Origin of the sequence: Kitasatospora sp. NPDC048715, assembly GCF_043198905.1 — a bacterium.
GTDB lineage: Bacteria > Actinomycetota > Actinomycetes > Streptomycetales > Streptomycetaceae > Kitasatospora > Kitasatospora lactacystinica.
In genome coordinates this window covers 175,276-193,901 of record NZ_JBICVH010000004.1, presented here as the reverse complement: position 1 = coordinate 193,901, position 18,626 = coordinate 175,276, and the positions used below count along the sequence as shown (strand labels likewise).

The 18,626-nt window shown below is 69.5% G+C and carries 17 protein-coding genes and 2 pseudogenes; 6 read left to right on the top strand and 13 right to left on the bottom strand.

Annotated features, from left to right (window positions below; translation table 11 throughout):
* Positions 1–476 precede the first annotated feature (476 nt).
* The gene (locus ACGFSC_RS09890; protein WP_072653749.1) at positions 477–767 is read left to right on the top strand and encodes a transposase; all 291 of its coding nucleotides are present in this window, start codon (positions 477–479) and stop codon (positions 765–767) included.
* Complete coding sequence (locus ACGFSC_RS09885) at positions 764–1,000, top strand: hypothetical protein (protein WP_359899629.1); 237 nt, start codon at positions 764–766, stop codon at positions 998–1,000. The genes ACGFSC_RS09890 and ACGFSC_RS09885 overlap by 4 nt, the downstream gene beginning before the upstream one ends.
* Before the next feature lie 64 nt (positions 1,001–1,064).
* Here the strand turns inward: ACGFSC_RS09885 and ACGFSC_RS09880 are convergent, their stop codons facing one another.
* From ACGFSC_RS09880 to ACGFSC_RS09835, 10 genes are all read right to left on the bottom strand, one after another.
* Positions 1,065–2,045 carry a ketoacyl-ACP synthase III gene (locus ACGFSC_RS09880; protein WP_359899631.1) on the bottom strand — a complete coding sequence of 327 codons (981 nt, stop codon included), beginning with the start codon at positions 2,043–2,045 and terminating at the stop codon, positions 1,065–1,067.
* A gap of 137 nt (positions 2,046–2,182) precedes the next feature.
* Positions 2,183–3,358 carry a hydroxymethylglutaryl-CoA synthase gene (locus ACGFSC_RS09875; protein WP_359899633.1) on the bottom strand — a complete coding sequence of 392 codons (1,176 nt, stop codon included), beginning with the start codon at positions 3,356–3,358 and terminating at the stop codon, positions 2,183–2,185.
* A gap of 2 nt (positions 3,359–3,360) precedes the next feature.
* Entirely contained in the window at positions 3,361–4,422 is a 1,062-nt protein-coding gene (locus tag ACGFSC_RS09870) for a hydroxymethylglutaryl-CoA reductase (protein ID WP_359899635.1), read from the bottom strand.
* Positions 4,419–5,510, bottom strand: coding sequence for a type 2 isopentenyl-diphosphate Delta-isomerase (fni, locus tag ACGFSC_RS09865; RefSeq protein ID WP_359899637.1), 1,092 nt, complete (start codon positions 5,508–5,510; stop codon positions 4,419–4,421). Before fni ends, ACGFSC_RS09870 begins: the two co-directional genes overlap by 4 nt.
* Positions 5,507–6,634, bottom strand: coding sequence for a phosphomevalonate kinase (locus ACGFSC_RS09860; RefSeq protein WP_359899639.1), 1,128 nt, complete (start codon positions 6,632–6,634; stop codon positions 5,507–5,509). Before ACGFSC_RS09860 ends, fni begins: the two co-directional genes overlap by 4 nt.
* Complete coding sequence (gene mvaD / locus ACGFSC_RS09855) at positions 6,631–7,683, bottom strand: diphosphomevalonate decarboxylase (protein ID WP_359899640.1); 1,053 nt, start codon at positions 7,681–7,683, stop codon at positions 6,631–6,633. Before mvaD ends, ACGFSC_RS09860 begins: the two co-directional genes overlap by 4 nt.
* Positions 7,676–8,707 (bottom strand): mevalonate kinase, encoded by a 1,032-nt coding sequence (gene mvk, locus ACGFSC_RS09850; RefSeq protein ID WP_224279311.1) that lies wholly within the window; start codon positions 8,705–8,707, stop codon positions 7,676–7,678. Before mvk ends, mvaD begins: the two co-directional genes overlap by 8 nt.
* A gap of 317 nt (positions 8,708–9,024) precedes the next feature.
* Positions 9,025–10,101 (bottom strand): polyprenyl synthetase family protein, encoded by a 1,077-nt coding sequence (locus tag ACGFSC_RS09845; RefSeq protein ID WP_359899642.1) that lies wholly within the window; start codon positions 10,099–10,101, stop codon positions 9,025–9,027.
* Between the two features lie 287 nt (positions 10,102–10,388).
* Positions 10,389–11,780: a cytochrome P450 gene (locus ACGFSC_RS09840; protein WP_359899644.1), complete on the bottom strand. Its 1,392-nt coding sequence runs from the start codon at positions 11,778–11,780 to the stop codon at positions 10,389–10,391.
* Positions 11,781–11,843: 63 nt separating this feature from the next.
* Positions 11,844–12,920, bottom strand: a complete 1,077-nt coding sequence (locus ACGFSC_RS09835; protein WP_359899646.1) for a terpene synthase family protein — start codon at positions 12,918–12,920, stop codon at positions 11,844–11,846.
* A 434-nt stretch (positions 12,921–13,354) separates the two neighbouring features.
* Here ACGFSC_RS09835 and ACGFSC_RS09830 point away from each other — a divergent pair.
* Positions 13,355–13,885: pseudogene (locus tag ACGFSC_RS09830) on the top strand (DUF4331 family protein); the annotation flags it as partial.
* Between the two features lie 326 nt (positions 13,886–14,211).
* On the opposite strand, the gene ACGFSC_RS09825 reads toward ACGFSC_RS09830, so the two are convergent.
* Together ACGFSC_RS09825 and ACGFSC_RS09820 are read right to left on the bottom strand one after the other, a co-directional pair.
* Positions 14,212–15,714, bottom strand: coding sequence for an MFS transporter (locus ACGFSC_RS09825; RefSeq protein WP_359899647.1), 1,503 nt, complete (start codon positions 15,712–15,714; stop codon positions 14,212–14,214).
* A gap of 138 nt (positions 15,715–15,852) precedes the next feature.
* Complete coding sequence (locus ACGFSC_RS09820; protein ID WP_359899648.1) at positions 15,853–16,269, bottom strand: PPOX class F420-dependent oxidoreductase; 417 nt, start codon at positions 16,267–16,269, stop codon at positions 15,853–15,855.
* A 79-nt stretch (positions 16,270–16,348) separates the two neighbouring features.
* Here ACGFSC_RS09820 and ACGFSC_RS09815 point away from each other — a divergent pair, with 79 nt between their 5' ends.
* The gene (locus ACGFSC_RS09815; protein ID WP_359899649.1) at positions 16,349–16,837 is read left to right on the top strand and encodes a hypothetical protein; all 489 of its coding nucleotides are present in this window, start codon (positions 16,349–16,351) and stop codon (positions 16,835–16,837) included.
* 315 nt (positions 16,838–17,152) lie between these two features.
* Positions 17,153–17,719 (top strand): TetR family transcriptional regulator, encoded by a 567-nt coding sequence (locus tag ACGFSC_RS09810; RefSeq protein ID WP_359899650.1) that lies wholly within the window; start codon positions 17,153–17,155, stop codon positions 17,717–17,719.
* 142 nt (positions 17,720–17,861) lie between these two features.
* On the opposite strand, the gene ACGFSC_RS09805 is transcribed toward ACGFSC_RS09810, so the two are convergent.
* Positions 17,862–18,191: a recombinase family protein gene (locus ACGFSC_RS09805; RefSeq protein ID WP_359899722.1), complete on the bottom strand. Its 330-nt coding sequence runs from the start codon at positions 18,189–18,191 to the stop codon at positions 17,862–17,864.
* A 98-nt stretch (positions 18,192–18,289) separates the two neighbouring features.
* On the opposite strand from ACGFSC_RS09805, the pseudogene ACGFSC_RS09800 reads away from it, so the two are divergent.
* Positions 18,290–18,427, top strand: a pseudogene (locus ACGFSC_RS09800) (exodeoxyribonuclease III); the annotation flags it as partial.
* Positions 18,428–18,626 lie beyond the last annotated feature (199 nt).

Below are 18,626 nucleotides of genomic sequence, written 5' to 3'. Positions count from 1 at the left end.
GCTGGACGGCATGCCCCATGGCTGGCGAGAACCGACCCAATCCCCATGACAGCTGTCGCGCAGCTGTACCGGCGGGACGTGCCCGACCTGGCCGGCGGGGCCCACCGACTGCGGCCTGCTCCAGGTGTCTGGTGCCGTTCGACGCTCGGCGGCGATCGTAGGCGGGCAGGCCTGCCTACGATCGCCGGTAGGAGGTGAAGTCCGGGCCGGTTGTACTGCGTGGGGTGTCGGGCAGGGTGGGGGTGCCGACGAGTTCCAGGGCGGCGTCGACGCCCTGCGGGTATAACTTCCGTACGGCGTCGGAGATTTCGCCGGTGTCCAGGAGCGGGTGGTCGATGCCTCGGCGCTCGAGGTCGTCGAGCCGGTCCGAACGACGGGTGGTGGCAAGGACTGAAATTCCGCCCTGGGGCTGGACACCTGGAGGCTGGGACATGTGAGCCCGGAGGAAGCAGTTTCAGGTGGGAAGCAACGGCAACATGAGTAAGCGGTACACGGCGGAGTTCAAGAGGGACGCGGTCGCGCTCGTCCGGTCTTCTCCGCACCGGAACGTCACCGAGATCGCCCGGGAGCTGGGGGTCAGCCCGGAGGGGCTGCGGGGCTGGGTCAAGCAGGACCGCACCGATCGGGGCGAGGGCCGGCCCGGTGACCTGACCAGCCCCGAGCGCGAGGAGCTCGCCCGACTTCGTCGGCAGAACCTCGAGCAGCAGAAGACGATCGAGATCCTGCGCAAGGCGGCCGCCTATTTCGCGGCCGAGACGAATCGGTGATCCGCTTCCGTTTCGTTGAGGACCACCATGGCGCCTTCGGCGTCAAGCGGATCTGCCGGGCGCTGGGGATCGCCCGCTCCTCCTTCTACGCCTGGCGGGCCCGCGAACAGGACCGTCGCGCCCGCGAACGGGCCGAAGACCTCCTGGCCGCCGAGATCGCGGTGATCCACCTCGCCTCCCGGGGCGCCTACGGCGTCCGCGCGTTCACGCGGAACGACACCCTCGCAGCGTAGACGGAGAGTGTCCAACCGCAGGGTGGAACTTCACTACGGCGCTTCCCCACCGGCCCGGACCTTCTCACCACTCGACCAGCGCGAATCCCGCCGACATACCGCCGCCGAAGCCGGCCAGGAGGATCAGGTCGCCGGGGGTGAAGGCGCCAGCGCGGGCGGCCGCGTCCAGGGTGATCGGGATGGAGGCGGCTCCCGTGTTGGCGTAGTGCGTCAGGGTGCGGTGCATGGTCGCGCGAGGCAGTGCCAGGTCGGCGAAGACGCTGTCCAGCATGGTGCCGTTGGCCTGGTGCGGTACGAAGTGGTCGATGTCGCCGGGCGCGACACCGCATTCGTGCAGGAATCCCTTGACCAGCTGCGGCAGGTGGTCACCGACGAAGTTCCGCACGCCTCGCCCGTCCATCGCGAAGTACTGGAGCCCTGCGTCGAGGACCGTCTGGTCCACCGGCATGCGGCTGCCGCCGGCGGGCACCTCGATGAGCCCCGACAGTTCGCCGAACGAGTGCAGTGAGAGGTGCCGGACACGTGGTCCGTGGTCGACCGGCGCCCCCAGGACCACGGCTCCGGCGCCGTCCCCGAACAGGATCACGGTCCTGCGGTCGGCCCGGTTCAGGATGCGGGAGTACAGGTCCGCACCGATGACCAGCGCATGGCCGCCGGTGCGGGCGAGTACGCCCTCGGCCGCGGAGAGCGCGAACACCGTGCCGGAGCAGACCGCGTTGACGTCGAACGCGGCCGCGCCGCTCGCGCCGAGCCGCTGCTGGACGTAGGCGGCGGTGGGCGGTTGCGGCCGGTCGGGTGTGGACGTGGCGACCACGATCACGGACAGCTCCTCGGCGGAGATGCCGGCCGACCTCAGCGCGGCACGCCCCGCGGCGGTGGCCAGGTCCGAGGTGGCCTGGCCGTCGGCAGCCCATCGCCGTTCCCGGATGCCGGTCCTGTCGGTGATCCACGCGTCGTCGACCCCCGCCGCCGCCGCGGCCTCGTCATTGGACACGATTCGCTCCGGCACATAGGCACCCGTACCGAGAATCCTGACGTCGGTCATACGGCTGCCCTCCCCTCAAATGGATGGAGAACGGTGTGTGTAGAACTGGCCTGCGGCCGTGGCGGGCGCGTGCGGGAGCAGCCGCGGAGGCTGCCCCCGCACGCATGGGACCGCAGGTGTTCGGGATCGCAGGTGTTCTAGCCCGCCTGGTAGATGCGCTTGTGACCGCTGACGCCGGCCAGCCGGAAGGGCCCGGTGGTCTGCTGCGGGGTGGGGTGGTCTCCTCCGTCGGCCGGGAAGGACCACTCGTGCAGCTCGCGATAGCGGGCGTGGTCGACCGGCTTGCGCCTGGCTATCGCCGCCAGGTTCGCTGCGGTCCGCAGGTGTTCGCGGTAGCCGGGGACGGCCGTGCCCGCGAAGAACTCGGCGACGCTGCCGGAACCGTAGCTGAGGAAGCCGATGGGCCAGTCGGTCAGGTCGTCCGCCTGGTCGAGCAGCGCGGCGAGAGCGAGGTACACCGAGGCGGTGTAGCTGTTGCCGATGGAGGTGTTGTAGGCCACGGTCTGCCCGATGGCGTGCTCGATGTCGGCCTGGTCGGCGCTGTGGCCCGCGTGGTTGAGCAGGTGGCGGTGTGCCTTGTAGGCCATCTTTGTGAACGGCTGGTGGTAGCAGAACGCGGCGAACTCGTCGAGTGTGCGCCCGCCCTGCTCGCCGTAGTCCTTCCAGCTGCCTGCGACCGCCTGCAGGTACGCTTCGACGGATTCCTGCCCGTCGACGAGGGCGGTGGTGCGGTAGTTCGGCCGCCAGAAGTCCATCACGTCGGCGGTGAACAGGCCCGAGGCGTTCTCGATGCAGACCAGGGCGGGGTCGGCGCTGACCAGCATCGCCACCGCGGCGGCACCCTGGGTCGCCTCGCCGGGGCTGTCCAGTTCGTACTTGGAGACGTCGCTCGCGATCACCAGGACCTGCTGGTCGGGGTCGCGTCGTACGAGTCCGATGGCGAATTGCAGGGCGGCCGTGGCTCCGTAGCAGGCCTGCTTCAGTTCGACGACGCGGCAGGCCGATTGCAGGCCGAGCAGTGAATGCACGTAGATGCCGGCGGACTTCGCCTGGTCGATCGAGGATTCCGTCGCGAAGACCACCGTCCGGATCCGTTCGGAACCGTGCCGGGCGATGATCGGGGCCGCGGCGGCGGCCCCCAGGGTCACGATGTCCTCGTCCGCGGCGCACACGCTCATCGACCGCTGGCCGATGCCTATGTGGTACTTGCCGATCTCCGTGCCGTTGTACTCGGCGAGTGCCGCGTGCGACAGGACGTATTCGGTCGTCGCGAAGGAGAGATCGTGGATTCCGAAGGAAGCGGCGTTGGACATGTTCAGGCACCGACCTTTGCTGTCTTGTTGTCGCGCTCCAGTTCGACGTGTGCACGCATGAGTTCACCCGGGTTGGTCTGCGCCGCGAGCAGCGAGAGCTCGCCGCAGAGGACCGTCGCCGCCGCGATGACGGCGAGCCGGCGCGCGTTCTCGCCGGGGGCGCGGTCCGCGCGGCAGCCGAGGCGGGTCAGGTTCGTCTCCACGAACTCCAGGCCCTTGCCGTTGCCCACGGTGCCGACGATCAGGTTGGGCAGATTGCAGGAGAAGTAGAGGTCACCGTCGCGGTCCTCGGCCAGGGTGACGCCCTGGGAGCCCTCGACGATGTTGGCCGCGTCCTGCCCGGTGGCCAGGTAGAAGCCGAGCAGCATGTTGGCGTAGTGGGCGTTGGCCGAGCGGATGCCGCCGGCCAGCAGGGTCCCGAGCAGGTTCTTGCGGATGTTCAGCTGGACGATCCTGGCGGCAGTGGTGTGCAGGACGCCTTCCACCACGTCGCGCGGGACGAGCAGTTCCGTGACCACGTTCTTCCCGCGGCCGAGGATGCCGTTGATCGCGGTCGCCTTCTTGTCCGTGCAGTAGTTCCCGGAGATCGATCCGTAGGAGATTCCCGGAACGGTCCGCAGCAGGTGCGTCAGCAGATTGTCGGAGGCGAGCGTGGCCATGTTGTGGCCGGAGGCGTCGCCGGTGCTGAACTCGAACCGGATGAACAGCAGGTTGCCCGCGATCTCGTGCCGGACGGTGAGCAGCTCGGCGAACCGGCTACAGCTGCGGACCACGGCGCGCAGTTCCTCGATCTGCGCCTCGATGGCGCGGGCGGCCGTGTACGCGGTCTGGGCGTCGGTCGCCTCGACGAGCACCGAGCGGGTCATGCGCTCGTCAACGAGGGTGGCGACGATGCCCTGCTCGGTGAGCATGGACACCTTCGCGCCGCGGCCCACGGAGGGCCACAGCGGTGTCTCGTAGGTGGCGAGGGGAACGTGGGTCTCGGTGTTGGCGACGTTCCCGGAGACTCGAAGGGGTCCGACCCACTTCATGGGGACCCTGGCAATGGCGTGTGTGTCGGTCACTGTGCTTTTCCTGTCGCGTTGTGAAGGGTGTCGGCCGATCGGGAACGCCGGGCGAGTCGCCCCGTGTCGATGCCCCGGTCGGTGCAGAAGGAACGGAGGGTGCCGTGGATGATCAGGTCGTTGCTCGCGAGGTCCGCGGGAGTGCGCGCGCCGAGCATGGTCTGGAGGGCCGCGAGCTGGTCCAGCCAGTTCGTGAGCTGCTCGATCAGCGCCTCGGGACCGCCGTCGAGCAGGGTGCGCAGGAACACTCCGGAGGCCCCGACGCCGGAGGCGCCCAGGGCCAGGGCGCGGGCGACGTCGAGGGGATGGCGGACGCCGCCGGAGGCGAGCACGGGAAGACCGGCGCTCTGAGCGTCCAGGAGACAGGCGGCGGTGGACTGGCCCCAGTCGTGGAGGAACGCGTAGTCGCCGAGCGGTCGCCGGCCGTTCTCGATCCGGGCGAAGTCGGTGCCGCCCCGGCCGCCGACGTCCGCCGCGTGGACCCCCAGTTGTCGCAGCAGCAGGACGGTTTCCCGGCTCAGGCCGTTGCCGACCTCCTTGACGATCACGGGTACGTCAACGGCCGCCGCGATCTTCTCGATCTGCGGGACCCAGGACCCGAAGGACCGGTCGCCTTCCGGCATGGCCGTTTCCTGCGCCGTGTTGACGTGGATCTGCAGGGCGTCGGCCTCCAGCAGATCGAGGGCACGCCGGGTGTCGTCGACCGATGCCGTCGCGTTGACATTTGCTATGACAAAACCGTGGGGGTTCTCCTGGCGCAGGACGCGGAAGGTGTCGGCGCACGTCGGGTCCTTCAAGTAGGCGTGCACCGAGCCCGACGCGATGGGTACCCCGGTCTCGCGGGCCGCTATCGCCAGACCTCGGTTGATGACGCCGGTCTTGGCGGTCCCGCCGGTCATCGCGTTGATGTAGAGCGGCACCTGCCAGGAGATCCCGGCGAAGGTCGTGTCCAGGGACACCTGCGGCCGGTCGATGCCGGCCAGGGCGTGATGGACGAAGGACACCTCGTCGAACTGGTTGATCCCGCTGCGGGTGTCCTGCTGCTCGATGGCGAGCCGGACGTGGTCGTCCTTGCGCTGAGCGCTCATTTCTCGGTCCCTTCCGGGGCGGGCCGGACGGGCAGGGGCAGCACCCCGGCCGCGGCCCACCGCTGCCGTACATGTGAGATGTCGTGCATGGCCTCGGCATCGAGCAGCGCGATGCCGCAGTCGCCGCCGCCCGCGCCCGACGGCTTGGCGGCACCGCCGACGGTTTCGGCGACCGTGCACAGGGCCGTCAGCTCGGGTGTGAAGATGCCGAGCCCGACTTCGTCGTCGAGGCGGGCCAACTCCCGCCGGGCACGGCGGATCTGGTACAGCAGGCTTTGGTCGTCGCCGGCCTCGAGAGCGGTGATCGAGGCGCGTACGAAGTCGGTGGAGGTCTCCACGAACGCGCGGTGCGACGCGGTGCCGCGCCAGATCCGGCGGTGCAGACCGGACACGAGCGAGGCGGTGGAGGCCGGGTTGCCGGTCCAGCCGACTTCGAGGGCGAGGCCGCGCGGGGCCGGAAGCCTCCGGACCGAGTGGCCCGGCCAGGGCGTGCGCAACGCCTCCTCGATGCCGTACCGGCGGGTGAGGTCGAGCACGAAGGCCCGGTCGGGTGCCTGGTACGCGATCCAGCCGCCCCAGGTACTGGCGGCGAGGTCACCGCCGGAGCCCACGGGGTCGATCCCGACCGAGGAGATCACGGCCAGGCGGTACCGGGCGTCAGGTGAGAGGTCCAGTCCGCACAGGGACGTGATGGCGTCGATCGTGGCCACGGTCACCGCGCCGCTCGACCCCAGGCCGTACTTGCGGCCGTTGTCATGCAGCCGGCTGCCGATCGAGAGGTCCAGCCCGGGCATGGGCAGGCCGCGTTCGGCCAGCAGTCGTCCCACGGTCTCGACCGCTGCCACCACGTGCCCCAGTGCGCCCCGCGCGCCGTGTCCGTCGGCTTCCCCGTTCTCCGTGCCGGGAGCGTGGAGCCGGCCGTCGAGCCATCGCCAGTTCACCGCCCGGGGGACGAGATCGGAGGAGATCACGATGTCGGCCGTTTCGGAGAGGGTCACCGTGGCGGTGATCTCCCGGTCCACGGCCACCACGATGGCCGGGGTACCGGGCTCCACCACCGCGTACTCGCCCGTGACGAACAGCTTGCCGGGCGCACTGCGGACGACCGTTCGCCCGGAGGTCATCGTCCGCCCGCGTCCACCAGGCGGGCGCCCTGTCCGGGCCCGGCGATGTGCACGGTGCCGCCCGCGGCAGCGTCGCGCACGGCCTCGGCGACCCGGTCGGCGTCCGTACGACGGCAGAGCACCTTGACGTTCGGTCCGGCGTCCATGGTCGCGTAGGCCGGTATGCCGTCGCGCCGCAGCCCCAGCACGCTGTCGAGGACGGTGAGCGAGGCGGGCGCGAGGTAGCGCACTGCAGGGCGCGCGCCCAGCATGGTCGCGTGCATGCCGAGAGAGTTGCGCTCAGCGATCTCACCCACCGTGTCGAGGTCGCCGCGCAGGAGCGCCGCCCTCATCTCGGTCAAGTCGTCCCGGCTCGACGCGGCCCAAGGCTCGAACAGGGGCGAGGTCTCGACGGTGCGGCGCATCGCCGCGCGACTGGACACCTCCTTGGGGCCAGCGTTGACCACCGCGATGACCAGTGCGGGGTCGAGGTCGCCCGTCCGTACCGGCTCGGCGTAGGAGCTGAGGTCGGCCTCCGCGGGCGGCGCCGTGGGGTTGCCAGCGTTCCAGACGGCGAAGCCGCCGAAGATCGACCGCGAGGCCGAGCCGGAACCGCGGCGGGCCAGGCGGGAGAGACCGGTGCCGTCGAGGTCCAGTCCGTACGCGGCGGCGGCGGCGACGGCGAGCGCGGCGAAGCCGCTGGCGGAGGACGCCAGGCCCGCCCCGGTGGGTACGATGTTGCGGGTGTCGACGACGGCCCGGTGCGTGAGCCCGGCCCGCCGGCGCACCAGGTCGAGGAACCCGGCGATGCGCCGCCGCTCCTCGCCCGCCGCGGGTACGCCGTTGAAGGTCACTTCGTCGTCCGAAGCCTCGGCGTCGAGGTGGACCCGGGTGGTCGTGGGGAAGATGTCAAGAGTCATCGACAGACTGCTGGTCCACGGCAGGAAGAGGCGCTCGTCGCGCTTCCCCCAGTACTTGATCAGCGCGATGTTCGGGTGCGCGACGGCGGTGGCCCCGTTCGCGCCCTGCCGGTCCTGCAGGCGGCGCACGGTGATCTGTTGCTCAGACATGCGTGACGAGCCTCCTCAGTGGGACGATCCACGTCTGCACGGCCCCCGCTTCGTGCAGCCGCCGGGTGACCTCTCTCGCCTGCTCGGGCTGGGTCAGAGCGAGCACGCAGCCGCCCAGTCCACCCCCGGTGATCTTGGCGCCGAGGCTTCCTGCGGCGAGCGCGGCACTCACCATCCCCTCGATCCGGTCAGTGCTCAGCCCGGCCTCGCGGAGCATTCCGTGGTACTCCGTCAGCAGGAAGCCGAGCTCCTCCGGCCGGCCGGCGGCGAGGGTGGTCACGGCTTCGCTGGTCAGTTCCGACGCCCGGCGGACGAACCGCTCCTGTGCTCCGGCGTGGAGTCGGAACCTCTCCCGCAGCTTGTCGACCGCTTCCTTGGTGCTGCCGACGGTGCCGCTGTCCGCGATGACAAACAGCGCGTCGCAGCCCACCAGCAGCGTGCGGGCCTCGCCCGCGTGGAACAGCAACGGCGCGCTCGCGCCGACGGTGATGGCGTCGACGCCGCTGGCCTTGCCGTGCACCACGTTCTCGGCGGTCTGCACCAGGTCGAACACCGTCCGCTGCGAGACCTCGCGGCCGCAGAGGTCGGCCAGGGCGAGGACGACGGCACGGGCGCAGGCCGCGCTGGAGCCGAGCCCCCTGCCGAGCGGGATCGAACCGTCGATGATCACATCGAGATGCCGGCCGTCGTCGATGCCCGTGGATGCCCTGAAGTCGGTGGTCAGCCGACGCAGCCCCTCGGATGCCTGCGTTCCGACCTCCTTCCAGGCGGATCCGGTCATCGTGAAGGACACACCTGCCGGTTCTTCACCGCGGGTGGAGAACCCGACGCTGGCGGTGATCGACAGCTGCGGAACGGGCAGGGCGAGCGCCGGGGCTCCGTAGACGACCGCGTGCTCCCCCAGCAAAATGGCCTTGGCATGGGCGTGGCCGGTGCCGACCGAGCGAGCACGGCGGCTGTCCGCTGTCCCTGCCGCCGAGGCCGGTGGAGTCGACGTGCTCAGCTCCCCTTGTCGAAATTCCATTGAGATCGCGTCATCCAGATTTCTAGGAAGGAATGAAGTAAGCCCGTTCGACCGCGCGCCGCGTCATGCCCGGGCCACCCCCGGACCACCGTGGCCGGCGGTCGCGGCCGCCGGCCCGAGCGATGTCATCGCGCAGGGCGGGCCAGGGCGTCGAGCCGCACCCGACGGTGCGTGCTCGCGGAACCGCGTCCCTGGCGGGTGCCGGGCCGGTTCTCCCCCGGTCGCCCCCGGCAGCGGGTTCCGGACGGGGTGGGCTCGCGAGGCGAGCGACGCGTGTGGCGGCGCCGGGACGGTGGCGACCCGCGCCGACGTGGTGCTCAGGTGGTCCGGAGTGTCGTGGTGGTGACGAAGGTTTCGAGGGTCTTCCTGACCTCGTCCGGGAACGGGGTCTCGTCCAGGACCCGCCGGGCACGCTGCACACGATCGGTGATCATCTGCTCTACCTTGTCGGCGGCGCCCGTGGCCCGCAGGATCCCGCGAACCGTCTCGGCGCCTGCCTCGTCCAGGTCCGGGTCGCCGACCAGGGACCTCAGCACCCGCGCCTGCTCGGCGCCGGCGGCGTGGAGGGCGTGTGCCATCAGAGCGGTCGCCTTGCCCTCCCGCAGGTCGTCCAGGACCGACTTGCCGGTCTTGGACGGGTCGCCGAAGACGCCGAGGAGGTCGTCGCGCAATTGGAAGGCCTCGCCGATCGGAAGGGCGTAGGCGGTGAAGACGTCCAGCAGGGCCTGGTCCGCTCCGGCAAGGACCGCGCCGATGTGCAGCGGCCGCTCCACGGTGTACTTCGCCGTCTTGTAGCGGATCACGGCCAGCGACCGTTCGACGTCCTCGTTGGGCTTCCCGGTGGCCAGCAGGTCCAGGTACTGACCGATCATCACCTCGGTGCGCATGGCGTCCAGCAGCGGTCGGACGGCGACCAATCGCTCGTGCTCGATGCCGCTGGAGTACAGCAGCTCGTCCGACCACACCATGACCAGGTCGCCGAGCAGGATCGCGCTATTGGTGCCGAACCGCTCGGCGGTCGTGGCGTCCGCACCCGTCTCCAGCGTCCGGTGGAGGGTCGGACGGCCACGCCGGGTGTCGGAGGCGTCCATCACGTCGTCGTGGATGAGGGTGAAGGCGTGGAAGAGTTCGAGCGAGGCCGCCGCGCCGATGACGGGCCCCGTGTCGCCGTATCCGCCCGCCGCGTGCCAGCCCACCATGCACAAGAGCGGCCGGATGCGCTTGCCGCCGGCGGTCAGGAAGCCACGCAGGTGCTCGATGAGCGAGACCAGGTGGGGTTGCCTGTCGCAGTTGGCGTCGAGGAAGGCGTTCAATCGCTCGTCGATCAGGCCGCGCAGATGAACCGAGTCCAGGGCGTCGGCTCCCAGCTCGCGAAGGCTGGTGATCGAGTTCATGTCGTTACTCCTGTTCGTCAAGACCATGTGGCCGCGTCCGCGAGGACGTGGCATGGGAGGGAAAGCGCCGAGAGGCATCACTTTCCGGCCGGGCGAAGGAGGGTCCCGGCAGTCGCCGGGCCGCACCGCAGGTGCGGGTCGCCGAGGGAGGGGCGAGTGGTGGGTGTTCGGGCCGCGCCGGATGGCATGCCCTCCGTACATGCGGGTTCACATGGTGGAGGGCATGCCGGGCAGGGGTGGGCCCGGTGCGGCACCCGCCGGGCCCCTGTCGGTCGAACGGAACGGGTTCAGCTCGCGGCGGACTGCGGCTCGCGTGCCGGCTGCCGACGGGTCGGCACCACCGTGAGCTGGTCGGGACGCAGGCTCATCCGCACGAGGGCGCGCGTGGGGCGGGTGCCCGGGGCGCGGTCCAGCTTCCAGTACTGGGCCACGGTGGCCACGATGACCTGGGCCTCGGTGAGGGCGAACGCGTCACCGATGCACTTGCGGTTCCCGGCGCCGAAGGGCAAGTAGGCGCCCTTGCGCGGAGTGGTCGACATGGTGAGCCACCGGTCCGGCTCGAAGCTGTCGGGGGCGTCGAAGTAGCGGGCGTCCCGGTTCAGCAGGAAGGGACTGTACGACAGCTCGGTGCCGGCCGGCACGGGCAGCCCGCCGAGCGTGGTGTCGACAGCGGCACGACGGCTGAGCAGCCAGGCCGGCGGGTAGAGGCGCAGACCCTCGGCGACGACGTTGCGGGTGTACAGCAGCTTCTTCAGGTCCTCGGCCGTCACCGGGCGGCCGGCCAGCACCTCGTCGAGCTCCGCGTGCAACTTGGCGGCGACCTGCGGGTTCTCGTGCAGCAGGTGGAAGATCCACGACATCAGGACGGCGGTGGTCTCCGCGCCTCCGAGGAGCAGGGTGATGGACTGGTCGTGCAGCTCCTGGTCGGTGAAGCGGTGCCCCTCCTCGTCGACCTCCGTCATCATCGTGCGCAACAGACCGCCGCCGTCGCCCGAGCGGCGGTAGCGGTCGATGGTCTCGTTCACCACCTGGTGCAGCTGCGCCTCCGCCCGCTTGTAGCGCTGGTTGCCGGGAGTGGGCAGGAAGGACAGCGCCGGCAGCGGGTTGAGCATGCGGAAGAACATGCCGTCGATCACGGTGTTCAGGGCCGTCGGGAGACCGTGGTGACCGCCCCGGCGCACCTCGCCCTCACCGGGCTCGGAGAAGAGGCAGCTCAGCGCCACGTCGGCGCTGAGGTTGCCCATCTGCATCAGGAGGTCGACGTTCTTGCCTTCCGGCCATTCATGAGCCGACACGGCTGCCTGCTTCTGCATGATGCCGACGTACTCGGCGATGCGCGCAGGGTGGAAGGACGGCTGGATCAGGCGTCGCTGCTTGCGATGGACGAGGCCGTCGACCGTGACCAGCCCGTCTCCGAGGACCGTGCGCACGCGGTCCATCACGGGACCGCCCTTGACGAAGTCCTTGACCTTGTCGGTCAGCATCTCGTGGACCAGATCAGGGTGGCACGCGATGTACATGGGGGTCGGCCCCACCATGATCTTCACGAGATCGCCCTGCTCGGGCAGTGATCGGAGGAAGGTGAGCGGGTCGCTGCGCAGCTGATTCGCGTGCCCGAGCACGGGCAGGGCATTCGGTGCGCTGCCCTTCGTGTAGCTGCGGGTTTCCTGGCCTGTCACGGAACAAACCTCCATGCGGTTAGTGGCGAACTTGTGGACCTGTCGGACTTTGCTTCGCCGCTGTCACTTCTCCAACTGGTCCCACCACCAGGCGATCTGTGGAATCGGCAGGGGCGCAGGGTTGGCGTCAGCCGGCTCGTCGGCCCAGAGCAGGCCGTAGCCACCGAAGTCCTGTTCTTCGCCGGTCTCCGGGTCGACAGGCGCGCAGTAACGGGTGGTGAAGTCCGCCCAGATGATGTGCCCGCGAATCCAGTAACCGATCTCGTGGACGTATCGTCGCAGTTCCGGGCGGGCGGTCGCGGAGACCTGGTCACGCAGATTCAGATAAAGGGACATGATTCGGTCGCGCAGCGCGCGGACCTCGGCGACCGCTTCCTCGGGCGTGCATTGCCGGTCGCGCACCATGATGCTGATGGCGTTCTGGTCGAACAAGCCCTGGAGATTCTCCCGGTGAATGGAGATCAGGTCGTTGTCGAGACCGACGATGACGGATACGGCTTCGGAGGCGGCGCGCACCCGGGGATCGAGGCGTTCGGCTGCGGTCAGTTCGTAGCCGGCGCCGATCGGAGTGAGTGCGGTCAGCCAGGGGCCGGCCACATCGTTGCCACGCATGATCAGGTAGTCGCCCAGTTCGGGGAGTTCACCGAGGCTCTGGTTCGCACATTTCCACAGCACGCCGTCGAAGTAGCTGCAGAAACCCTGGCGCAGGTGCTCGAGCTGGCCCGGGGTCGACACGGTGGAGATGTGGTTCCAGAAGTCCTGGAAGGAGGAGAGGTACGCGTCTCCGGGCGGCACGACGGACTTGGGCGAGGCGAGGATGTGCTTGAGACGGCTGACGTGGACCGTCAGCGGTGCGGGCTGGTCCAGCCCCGGGATCACGTCGAGGTCGTCGTCCCAGGCGCCGCCCCAGTACATGACATAGGTGATGATCTCGGCGCACCGGTCGAGGACGTACGGCATGCAGTGTGCGGTGTACGAACCCGCATTCATGCGCGGCAGCCAGTCACCCTCCTTGCGGAACCCTTGCCGGAACATCCAGGCGACGGCGCCGGCATCTATTTCCTCCGGCTTGTCGTACACGGCGTCGGGCAAAGGGCAGAAAAATGGCGGAACGCCAAGTGTGCGGCGCACGGTTGTCATGCCAAAAATCCCTTCGGGCAGGACTGAGCGGCAGGAATGTCACAGTAATGCTGGGGTGGCCCCCGGAATAAACCCGGAGCATTGGACGGCCTTGGGCGACGGGGCTGTGTGCGACCCACTACGGACCCCAAATGGCGCGGACTCGAGGAACAGCACTCAATGTCAGCGCCTCAACCCCCCCGCGGCATTCATTGACGTCCCACTGCCGCACCCCTCGGCAGTCATCGACGTCTCGCTGCCGTCCCCCCTCGGCAGTCCTCGATGCCTCACTGCCGTCAGAAACTGAACAGGACAGTTAGATTCGGGGAATACGGGACATGCGAGTCCTCCTGAGTCGTCCGCCGGCGGCCCCGTCCGGAAGCCGCCGAGTCCGCGACCGGACCTGATATACGGTCAGGGATACTGGTAGACACACGATCAACGACCTCGTCGGCATGCAGTCAACGCCCTGGTCAACACGGTCGCGGCACCCCGGGCAGCACCTGAGCCCAGCCTCCCGGCAGACAATCGATGGACAACGGGCCGGCAACAAGGCGCGGCCGTCAGCGTCGGCGGCGGGGAGCCCGCTCGGTGATCCGCTCCACCAGCACGGCCCGACGGACGCGGCGGGGCGGCACCGGTGTGAATCCGCGGCACGAAGAGCCCGCCAGCCGGGCACGAAGGGGCAGGGCTGCTCATGCTGGTGGGCATGTCTCATCACCTCAGCGGCCCCAACCTCCGCTCCCCTGGACGACGCCCGCCTCGACATGACGGACCTGTTCGCCTTCACCGTGCCTGACCTTCGGACCGTGCTGATCCTGAACGTCAACCCGGTCGCCCCCATCGGCGGCCAGGCGTTCCACCCGGACGCCGTCTACCGCGTCAACGTCGACACCGACGGCGACCACCGCTCCGACGTGGCGTACAGCTTCGTCTTCTCCCCGCCTGAGGACGGCCGCCAGAGCGTCACCGTCCTGCGGGCCACGGGCGAGCAGGCCCGCTCCCACGAGGCCCTCGGCCAGGAGCTCTTCATCGACGTGCCGGTGAACTTCGGCGCCGAGACCACCGCGGCGCACTCCGCCGGACAGGCCCTACGCACCGTCCTGCCGGGCGTCGGGCCGAGGCGGCTTCGTGCCGTGCCGCCCCCGGAGCCCGGGGAGGACTGCGGGTGCCGTACTCGGCTTCCGCCATCAGTTGCTCAAGGGCGGCCCGACCAAGCAGCCCCCGGGGCGGCGACCGGCCCCCGAGGGGCGCGGCGCGGCCCCGGGGGCTGCTTGCGATTCAAGGATGGAGGGACTTCGTGGAGCAGGTGTCACATGGCGACGGCCTTCACCGCGTCGGGGGACTTCTCCCGAACACCGGGACGGTACAGCGCGAAGGTCACGACGAGCCCGACGGCTGCGAGGCCGGCCGCCCACCAGTACGCGGTGGAGTAGCCGTGCAACGCCGCCCCGGCGATCACCTCGGGCGTGGCCTGCCGGCTGCTGAGATAGCTGCCCGCGGCGGTCGCCGCGAGCGTGTTGAGAACGGCGATCCCCAACGAACCACCGATCTGCTGCGAGGTGTTGACCGCCGCGGAGGCCACCCCGGCGTCGTCCTCGTGAACCCGGTAGGTGGCCAGGTCGATCGCCGGCGCGTAGACCAGGCCGAGGCCGAGGCCCAGGACGAGCAGCGGCGGCAGAATGCCTCCCGTGTAGGTGCTGTCCAGATCCAGGCGGGTGAACCAGACCATGCCCACGCCCAGCAGCGCCATCCCGAGGGGAATCACGATCTTCGGCCCCACCCGGGGCATCAGGACCCCCACGGCCAGGGCGGAGGCAACGACCAGTGCGGCGGGGATGGGCAGGAAGGCGAGCCCCGCCTCGACCGGGGTGTACTTGAGCGTCTGCTGCATGTAGTAGGCGAGGAACAACGCGACCGCGTACATGCCTCCGGTGGCGACCAGAATGGCGATCTGGGAGGCGCCTCGATCCCTGTCGAGGAGGATGCGCAGGGGCAGCAGTGGCCCGGCCGTCGTCGACTGCCAGTACGCGAAGAGGGCGATCAGGGCGAGGCCTCCGACCAGCAGACCCCAGCTGGCGGGAGAACTCCACCCGCGCGACTCGGCGTTGGAGAACCCGTAGACCAGGCCGAAGAGCCCCAGGGTGACGAGTACCGCACCGGGGACGTCGAGCTTGGGGCGCTGCTCCGCCCGCGACTGACGCTCGATCAGCAGCAGACCGCCCAGGAGCGCCACCGCCGCGAACGCCAGGTTGATATAGAGGGTCCAACGCCAGGTGAGGTACTCGGTCAGCAGGCCGCCGAGCAGGTTGCCGAGCGCGCCGCCGGCGCCCGCGATGGCACCGAAGATCGCGAAGGCCCGGCCCCGCTCCTTGACGTCGGTGAAGATGGTCGTCAGCAGGGAGAGGGCCGCCGGGGCCAGCAGGGCACCCGAGATGCCCTGGATCGCCCGGGCCAGCACCAGGAGTTCGAAGCTGCCGGCGGCTCCGCCGAGCGCCGAGGCGGCGGCGAATCCGATGACACCCGCGAGAAAGGCCTGCTTGCGGCCGAAGAGATCGGCGACACGCCCGCCGATCAGCAGCAAGCTGCCGAAGGTGAGTGCGTAGGCGGTGACGACCCACTGCCTGTCGTTGTCGGAGAAGCCCAGGTCGGCCTGGGCGGACGGCAGCGCGATGTTCACGATGGTGGCGTCCAGCATGATCATCAACTGGGCCAGGCCGATCACGGCCAGCGCCCACCACCGCAGCGAGGACCGCGGGGACGGGGGTCCTGATTCGGGCGGGATGCCGGTGAGCTCAGTGGTGGATGCCGACATGGCGGTACCACTCCGTTCGAAATAGATTGACTAACTGGATGGTTAATATTCCGAGGCAAGGCTGCCCGAGATCCGACGGTCCGTCAACACGACTTCGGGCGAAGAGCGATGGCCGGATGCGACGGAGGTCCGCGAGGGTCACTCCGCGAGTCGGATCCGGATGCCCACCGCGCGGCACCCGGACCCCTTCAGTCGGCTGCCCAGCAAGCCGACCCGCGCGACGAGGCCGTACTTGCGCTTCATCAGGTCGAGGTAGTGGACGGTGTCCCGGTCGGCGGGCAACTCGGCGACACCGGGCACGGATTCCCCCTTCGGGACTCCCCGCCAGTTGCAGGGGGCGACGGTCACTCGGCCGCTGTTGCGGATCCGTTTGACCTTGCCGGCGTCGGCCGCGCTCCACACGGCCAGGCAGTCCCCGTCCCCCATCACCCACACCGGAGTGGGCACGGCCCGCCCATCCCGGCGGAACGTCGTGAGAAGTACGTACCTGGATGCCGCCAGTCGTTCAACCGAACTGCCCGGCAAGGATGCTGAGGCGGATGGTGAGGTGGTCACCGCGATAGCGTAACTGGTTAGTTAACTCACTGTCGCCGCGAACCGACGTGGCGCCCGTCCCCAAGATGAGGAGTGCTGCGTGCTGAACTTCGCCTTGGCCGTGCTCGCCGGATTCGCCCTGGGCACCCCGGCCGTACCCTTCGGCCTCTCCTCCCTCCCCCCGCCCGTCGCGCTCGTCGCCGTACTCCTCGGCGCGGCCGGATGCCTGCTGTCCGCCGTCTTCGCGGCCGGGTGGCTGCGTACCCGCTGGCTGCTCTGGCGCTCGAAGCGGCGGCCCGTCACCGCCGGGCCGCCGCCCGAGAACCGCCGCAACCGCCGCAACCGCCGCAACCGCCTTGACGGCCCCACCGGCCGACGGGCCCGGCGCCTGGTGAACCGGTACGGCGTGATCGGCTTCGGCATCATCGGGCCTGCGCTCTTCGGCACCTGGGGATCGGCCATGCTTGGCACGGCGCTGGGCCTGCCCCGGTGGCGGCTGATCGGCTGGCTGATGGCCGGTGTCACCCTGTGGTGCACCGTCATGCTGCTCGCCTCCGAGGCAGTGATCGACGCCTTCGGACTGCGGTGACGACACACGCTGCGTACCGGTCCCTGATCGCGAGGAGCACGTCGCCGCGGCCCCCGGCCTGCCTCGTCGTGGGTCTGCGCATCGCGCCTACCGTCGGCCCGGTCATCGTCGGGCGGTGGCAACTCACCGTTCCGGCGAGGCACTTCTCCCCCTCACCGGTTCACCCGGAGCAAGACCACCGACGGGACTCCCGAACGAATCGCCTCATGTCTCAAACGAATCCACCGTGGTTCCAGCGGCGAACGCGCTCACCTGGCGAGGGCACCGGGTCCTACGCCCCGGCAAGATCCAGTAGGCGCTGTTAGCATGACTCCCATGTCCCGAGCCGAGGCCACGAAGGCGCGCATCCTCCACGCAGCAACCCAGGAGTTCGCGGCGTACGGGATCGCGGGAGCCCGCGTCGACCGGATCGCCAAGGTCGCCTCGGCGAACAAGAACCTCATCTACGTCTACTTCTGCAACAAGGACGGGCTCTTCGACGCCGTCTTCGACGCACACCTCGGGCGCGGCCTCGACATGGTGCCCTTCACGCCTGACGACCTGCCGGGCTACGCCGGGCGGCTGTTCGACTTCTACCAGAAGCACCCCGAGGTGCTCCGCCTGGCGACCTGGCACCGACTGGAACGCAGCACTGCCGTGGAACGGGACCCTGCCGTCGCCAAGCAGACCCACGACGACAAGCTCGCCTCCTTGGAAGCGGCTCGGAAGGGCGGAGTGGGCACACCGGGCTTCACCCCGGCCACACTTCTCACCCTCGTCCTGGCCATCGCCTCGGCCTGGAGCCCGACGAATGCCGCGAGCATGCCGGCGACGACTGTCCTGGCGTCGGACCCGGAGGACTGCCGGAACGCGATCATGGAGGCCGTACGGCGCCTCCTGTGAGGGGCGGCGTGCATCACTCGCCTCCGCCACGTACCGCGGTGACCGCACACGTTCGCCGGGTTGCCGGGTCACGCGGCGGGGATGGGTCGGGATGCGCGCACCTGACCCGCTACGTTGCCGTGCCGGCGTCAGGGCGGTGCGTTCACGGGCGCCGGAGCGCCGGGTCCGCCCAGTGCGCCACGTCCGCACAGTCCTTGGCCGACCGGAACGCCCTGTCCGCCTTCGCCCACACCAACGCGTCCCACTCGCTCTGGCGATCGGTGAGCCACGGCCCGAGGTCCGGACGCTTCCACGGCGTGATCTCCGCCGAGACGTCGAGATCCTCGAACGACCCGACAACCTCCCACTCCTTCGAGAGCGCGTGCCGGGTCGCCGACTCCGCCTGCACCAGGTGCGAGACCTTGCCCTCGTCCCCGTGCGTGTCCGACACACGCGAACCCACCACCGCCCGAACCGGCACCGAAGCCGTCATGATGCTCACACGAGGTCCCCTACCGCCCAGGCCAGCGAGCACCCTCGAACAGGCTGCACTCGAACGGGTGGACCTTTTTCGAAAAGGTGTCGTTCCACTGGCGCATCGACCTGGTTATTTCTACAAAAACCCTGGCCGACAAAGCCGTCGAGGCCTACGTCGAACGCGCCGCGTCCCACGCCGAGCGGTGGTCCGACCACGCACCGGTCACGGCAGTGTTCGATCTGAGCAACTAGTCCGCAGAAACGGGTAGTTCGACAGAATCAAGAGGCGGCCCCGACGCGCAGCACTCCACACGTCGGGGCCGCCTCTCGGTAGCAAATACGCCAGCGGCGAAGGAAGTCGCACGGCACTCCCGCAGTGGATTTTTCAGCAAAGCCATTCACGTGACCCTGCTTCCACAAGCGACGCATCTGTCCGCCCCAGATCGGCTCC

Excerpts from the sequence above, each read along its gene's own strand:
- ACGFSC_RS09890 (WP_072653749.1), top strand. The coding sequence starts at position 477 with ATGAGTAAGCGGTACACGGCGGAGTTCAAGAGGGACGCGGTCGCGCTC.
- ACGFSC_RS09880 (WP_359899631.1), bottom strand. The coding sequence starts at position 2,045 with ATGACCGACGTCAGGATTCTCGGTACGGGTGCCTATGTGCCGGAGCGA.
- ACGFSC_RS09875 (WP_359899633.1), bottom strand. The coding sequence starts at position 3,358 with ATGTCCAACGCCGCTTCCTTCGGAATCCACGATCTCTCCTTCGCGACG.
- fni (WP_359899637.1), bottom strand. The coding sequence starts at position 5,510 with ATGAGCGCTCAGCGCAAGGACGACCACGTCCGGCTCGCCATCGAGCAG.
- ACGFSC_RS09860 (WP_359899639.1), bottom strand. The coding sequence starts at position 6,634 with ATGACCTCCGGGCGAACGGTCGTCCGCAGTGCGCCCGGCAAGCTGTTC.
- mvaD (WP_359899640.1), bottom strand. The coding sequence starts at position 7,683 with ATGTCTGAGCAACAGATCACCGTGCGCCGCCTGCAGGACCGGCAGGGC.
- mvk (WP_224279311.1), bottom strand. The coding sequence starts at position 8,707 with ATGGAATTTCGACAAGGGGAGCTGAGCACGTCGACTCCACCGGCCTCG.
- ACGFSC_RS09845 (WP_359899642.1), bottom strand. The coding sequence starts at position 10,101 with ATGAACTCGATCACCAGCCTTCGCGAGCTGGGAGCCGACGCCCTGGAC.
- ACGFSC_RS09835 (WP_359899646.1), bottom strand. The coding sequence starts at position 12,920 with ATGACAACCGTGCGCCGCACACTTGGCGTTCCGCCATTTTTCTGCCCT.
- ACGFSC_RS09825 (WP_359899647.1), bottom strand. The coding sequence starts at position 15,714 with ATGTCGGCATCCACCACTGAGCTCACCGGCATCCCGCCCGAATCAGGA.
- ACGFSC_RS09810 (WP_359899650.1), top strand. The coding sequence starts at position 17,153 with ATGTCCCGAGCCGAGGCCACGAAGGCGCGCATCCTCCACGCAGCAACC.
- ACGFSC_RS09805 (WP_359899722.1), bottom strand. The coding sequence starts at position 18,191 with ATGACGGCTTCGGTGCCGGTTCGGGCGGTGGTGGGTTCGCGTGTGTCG.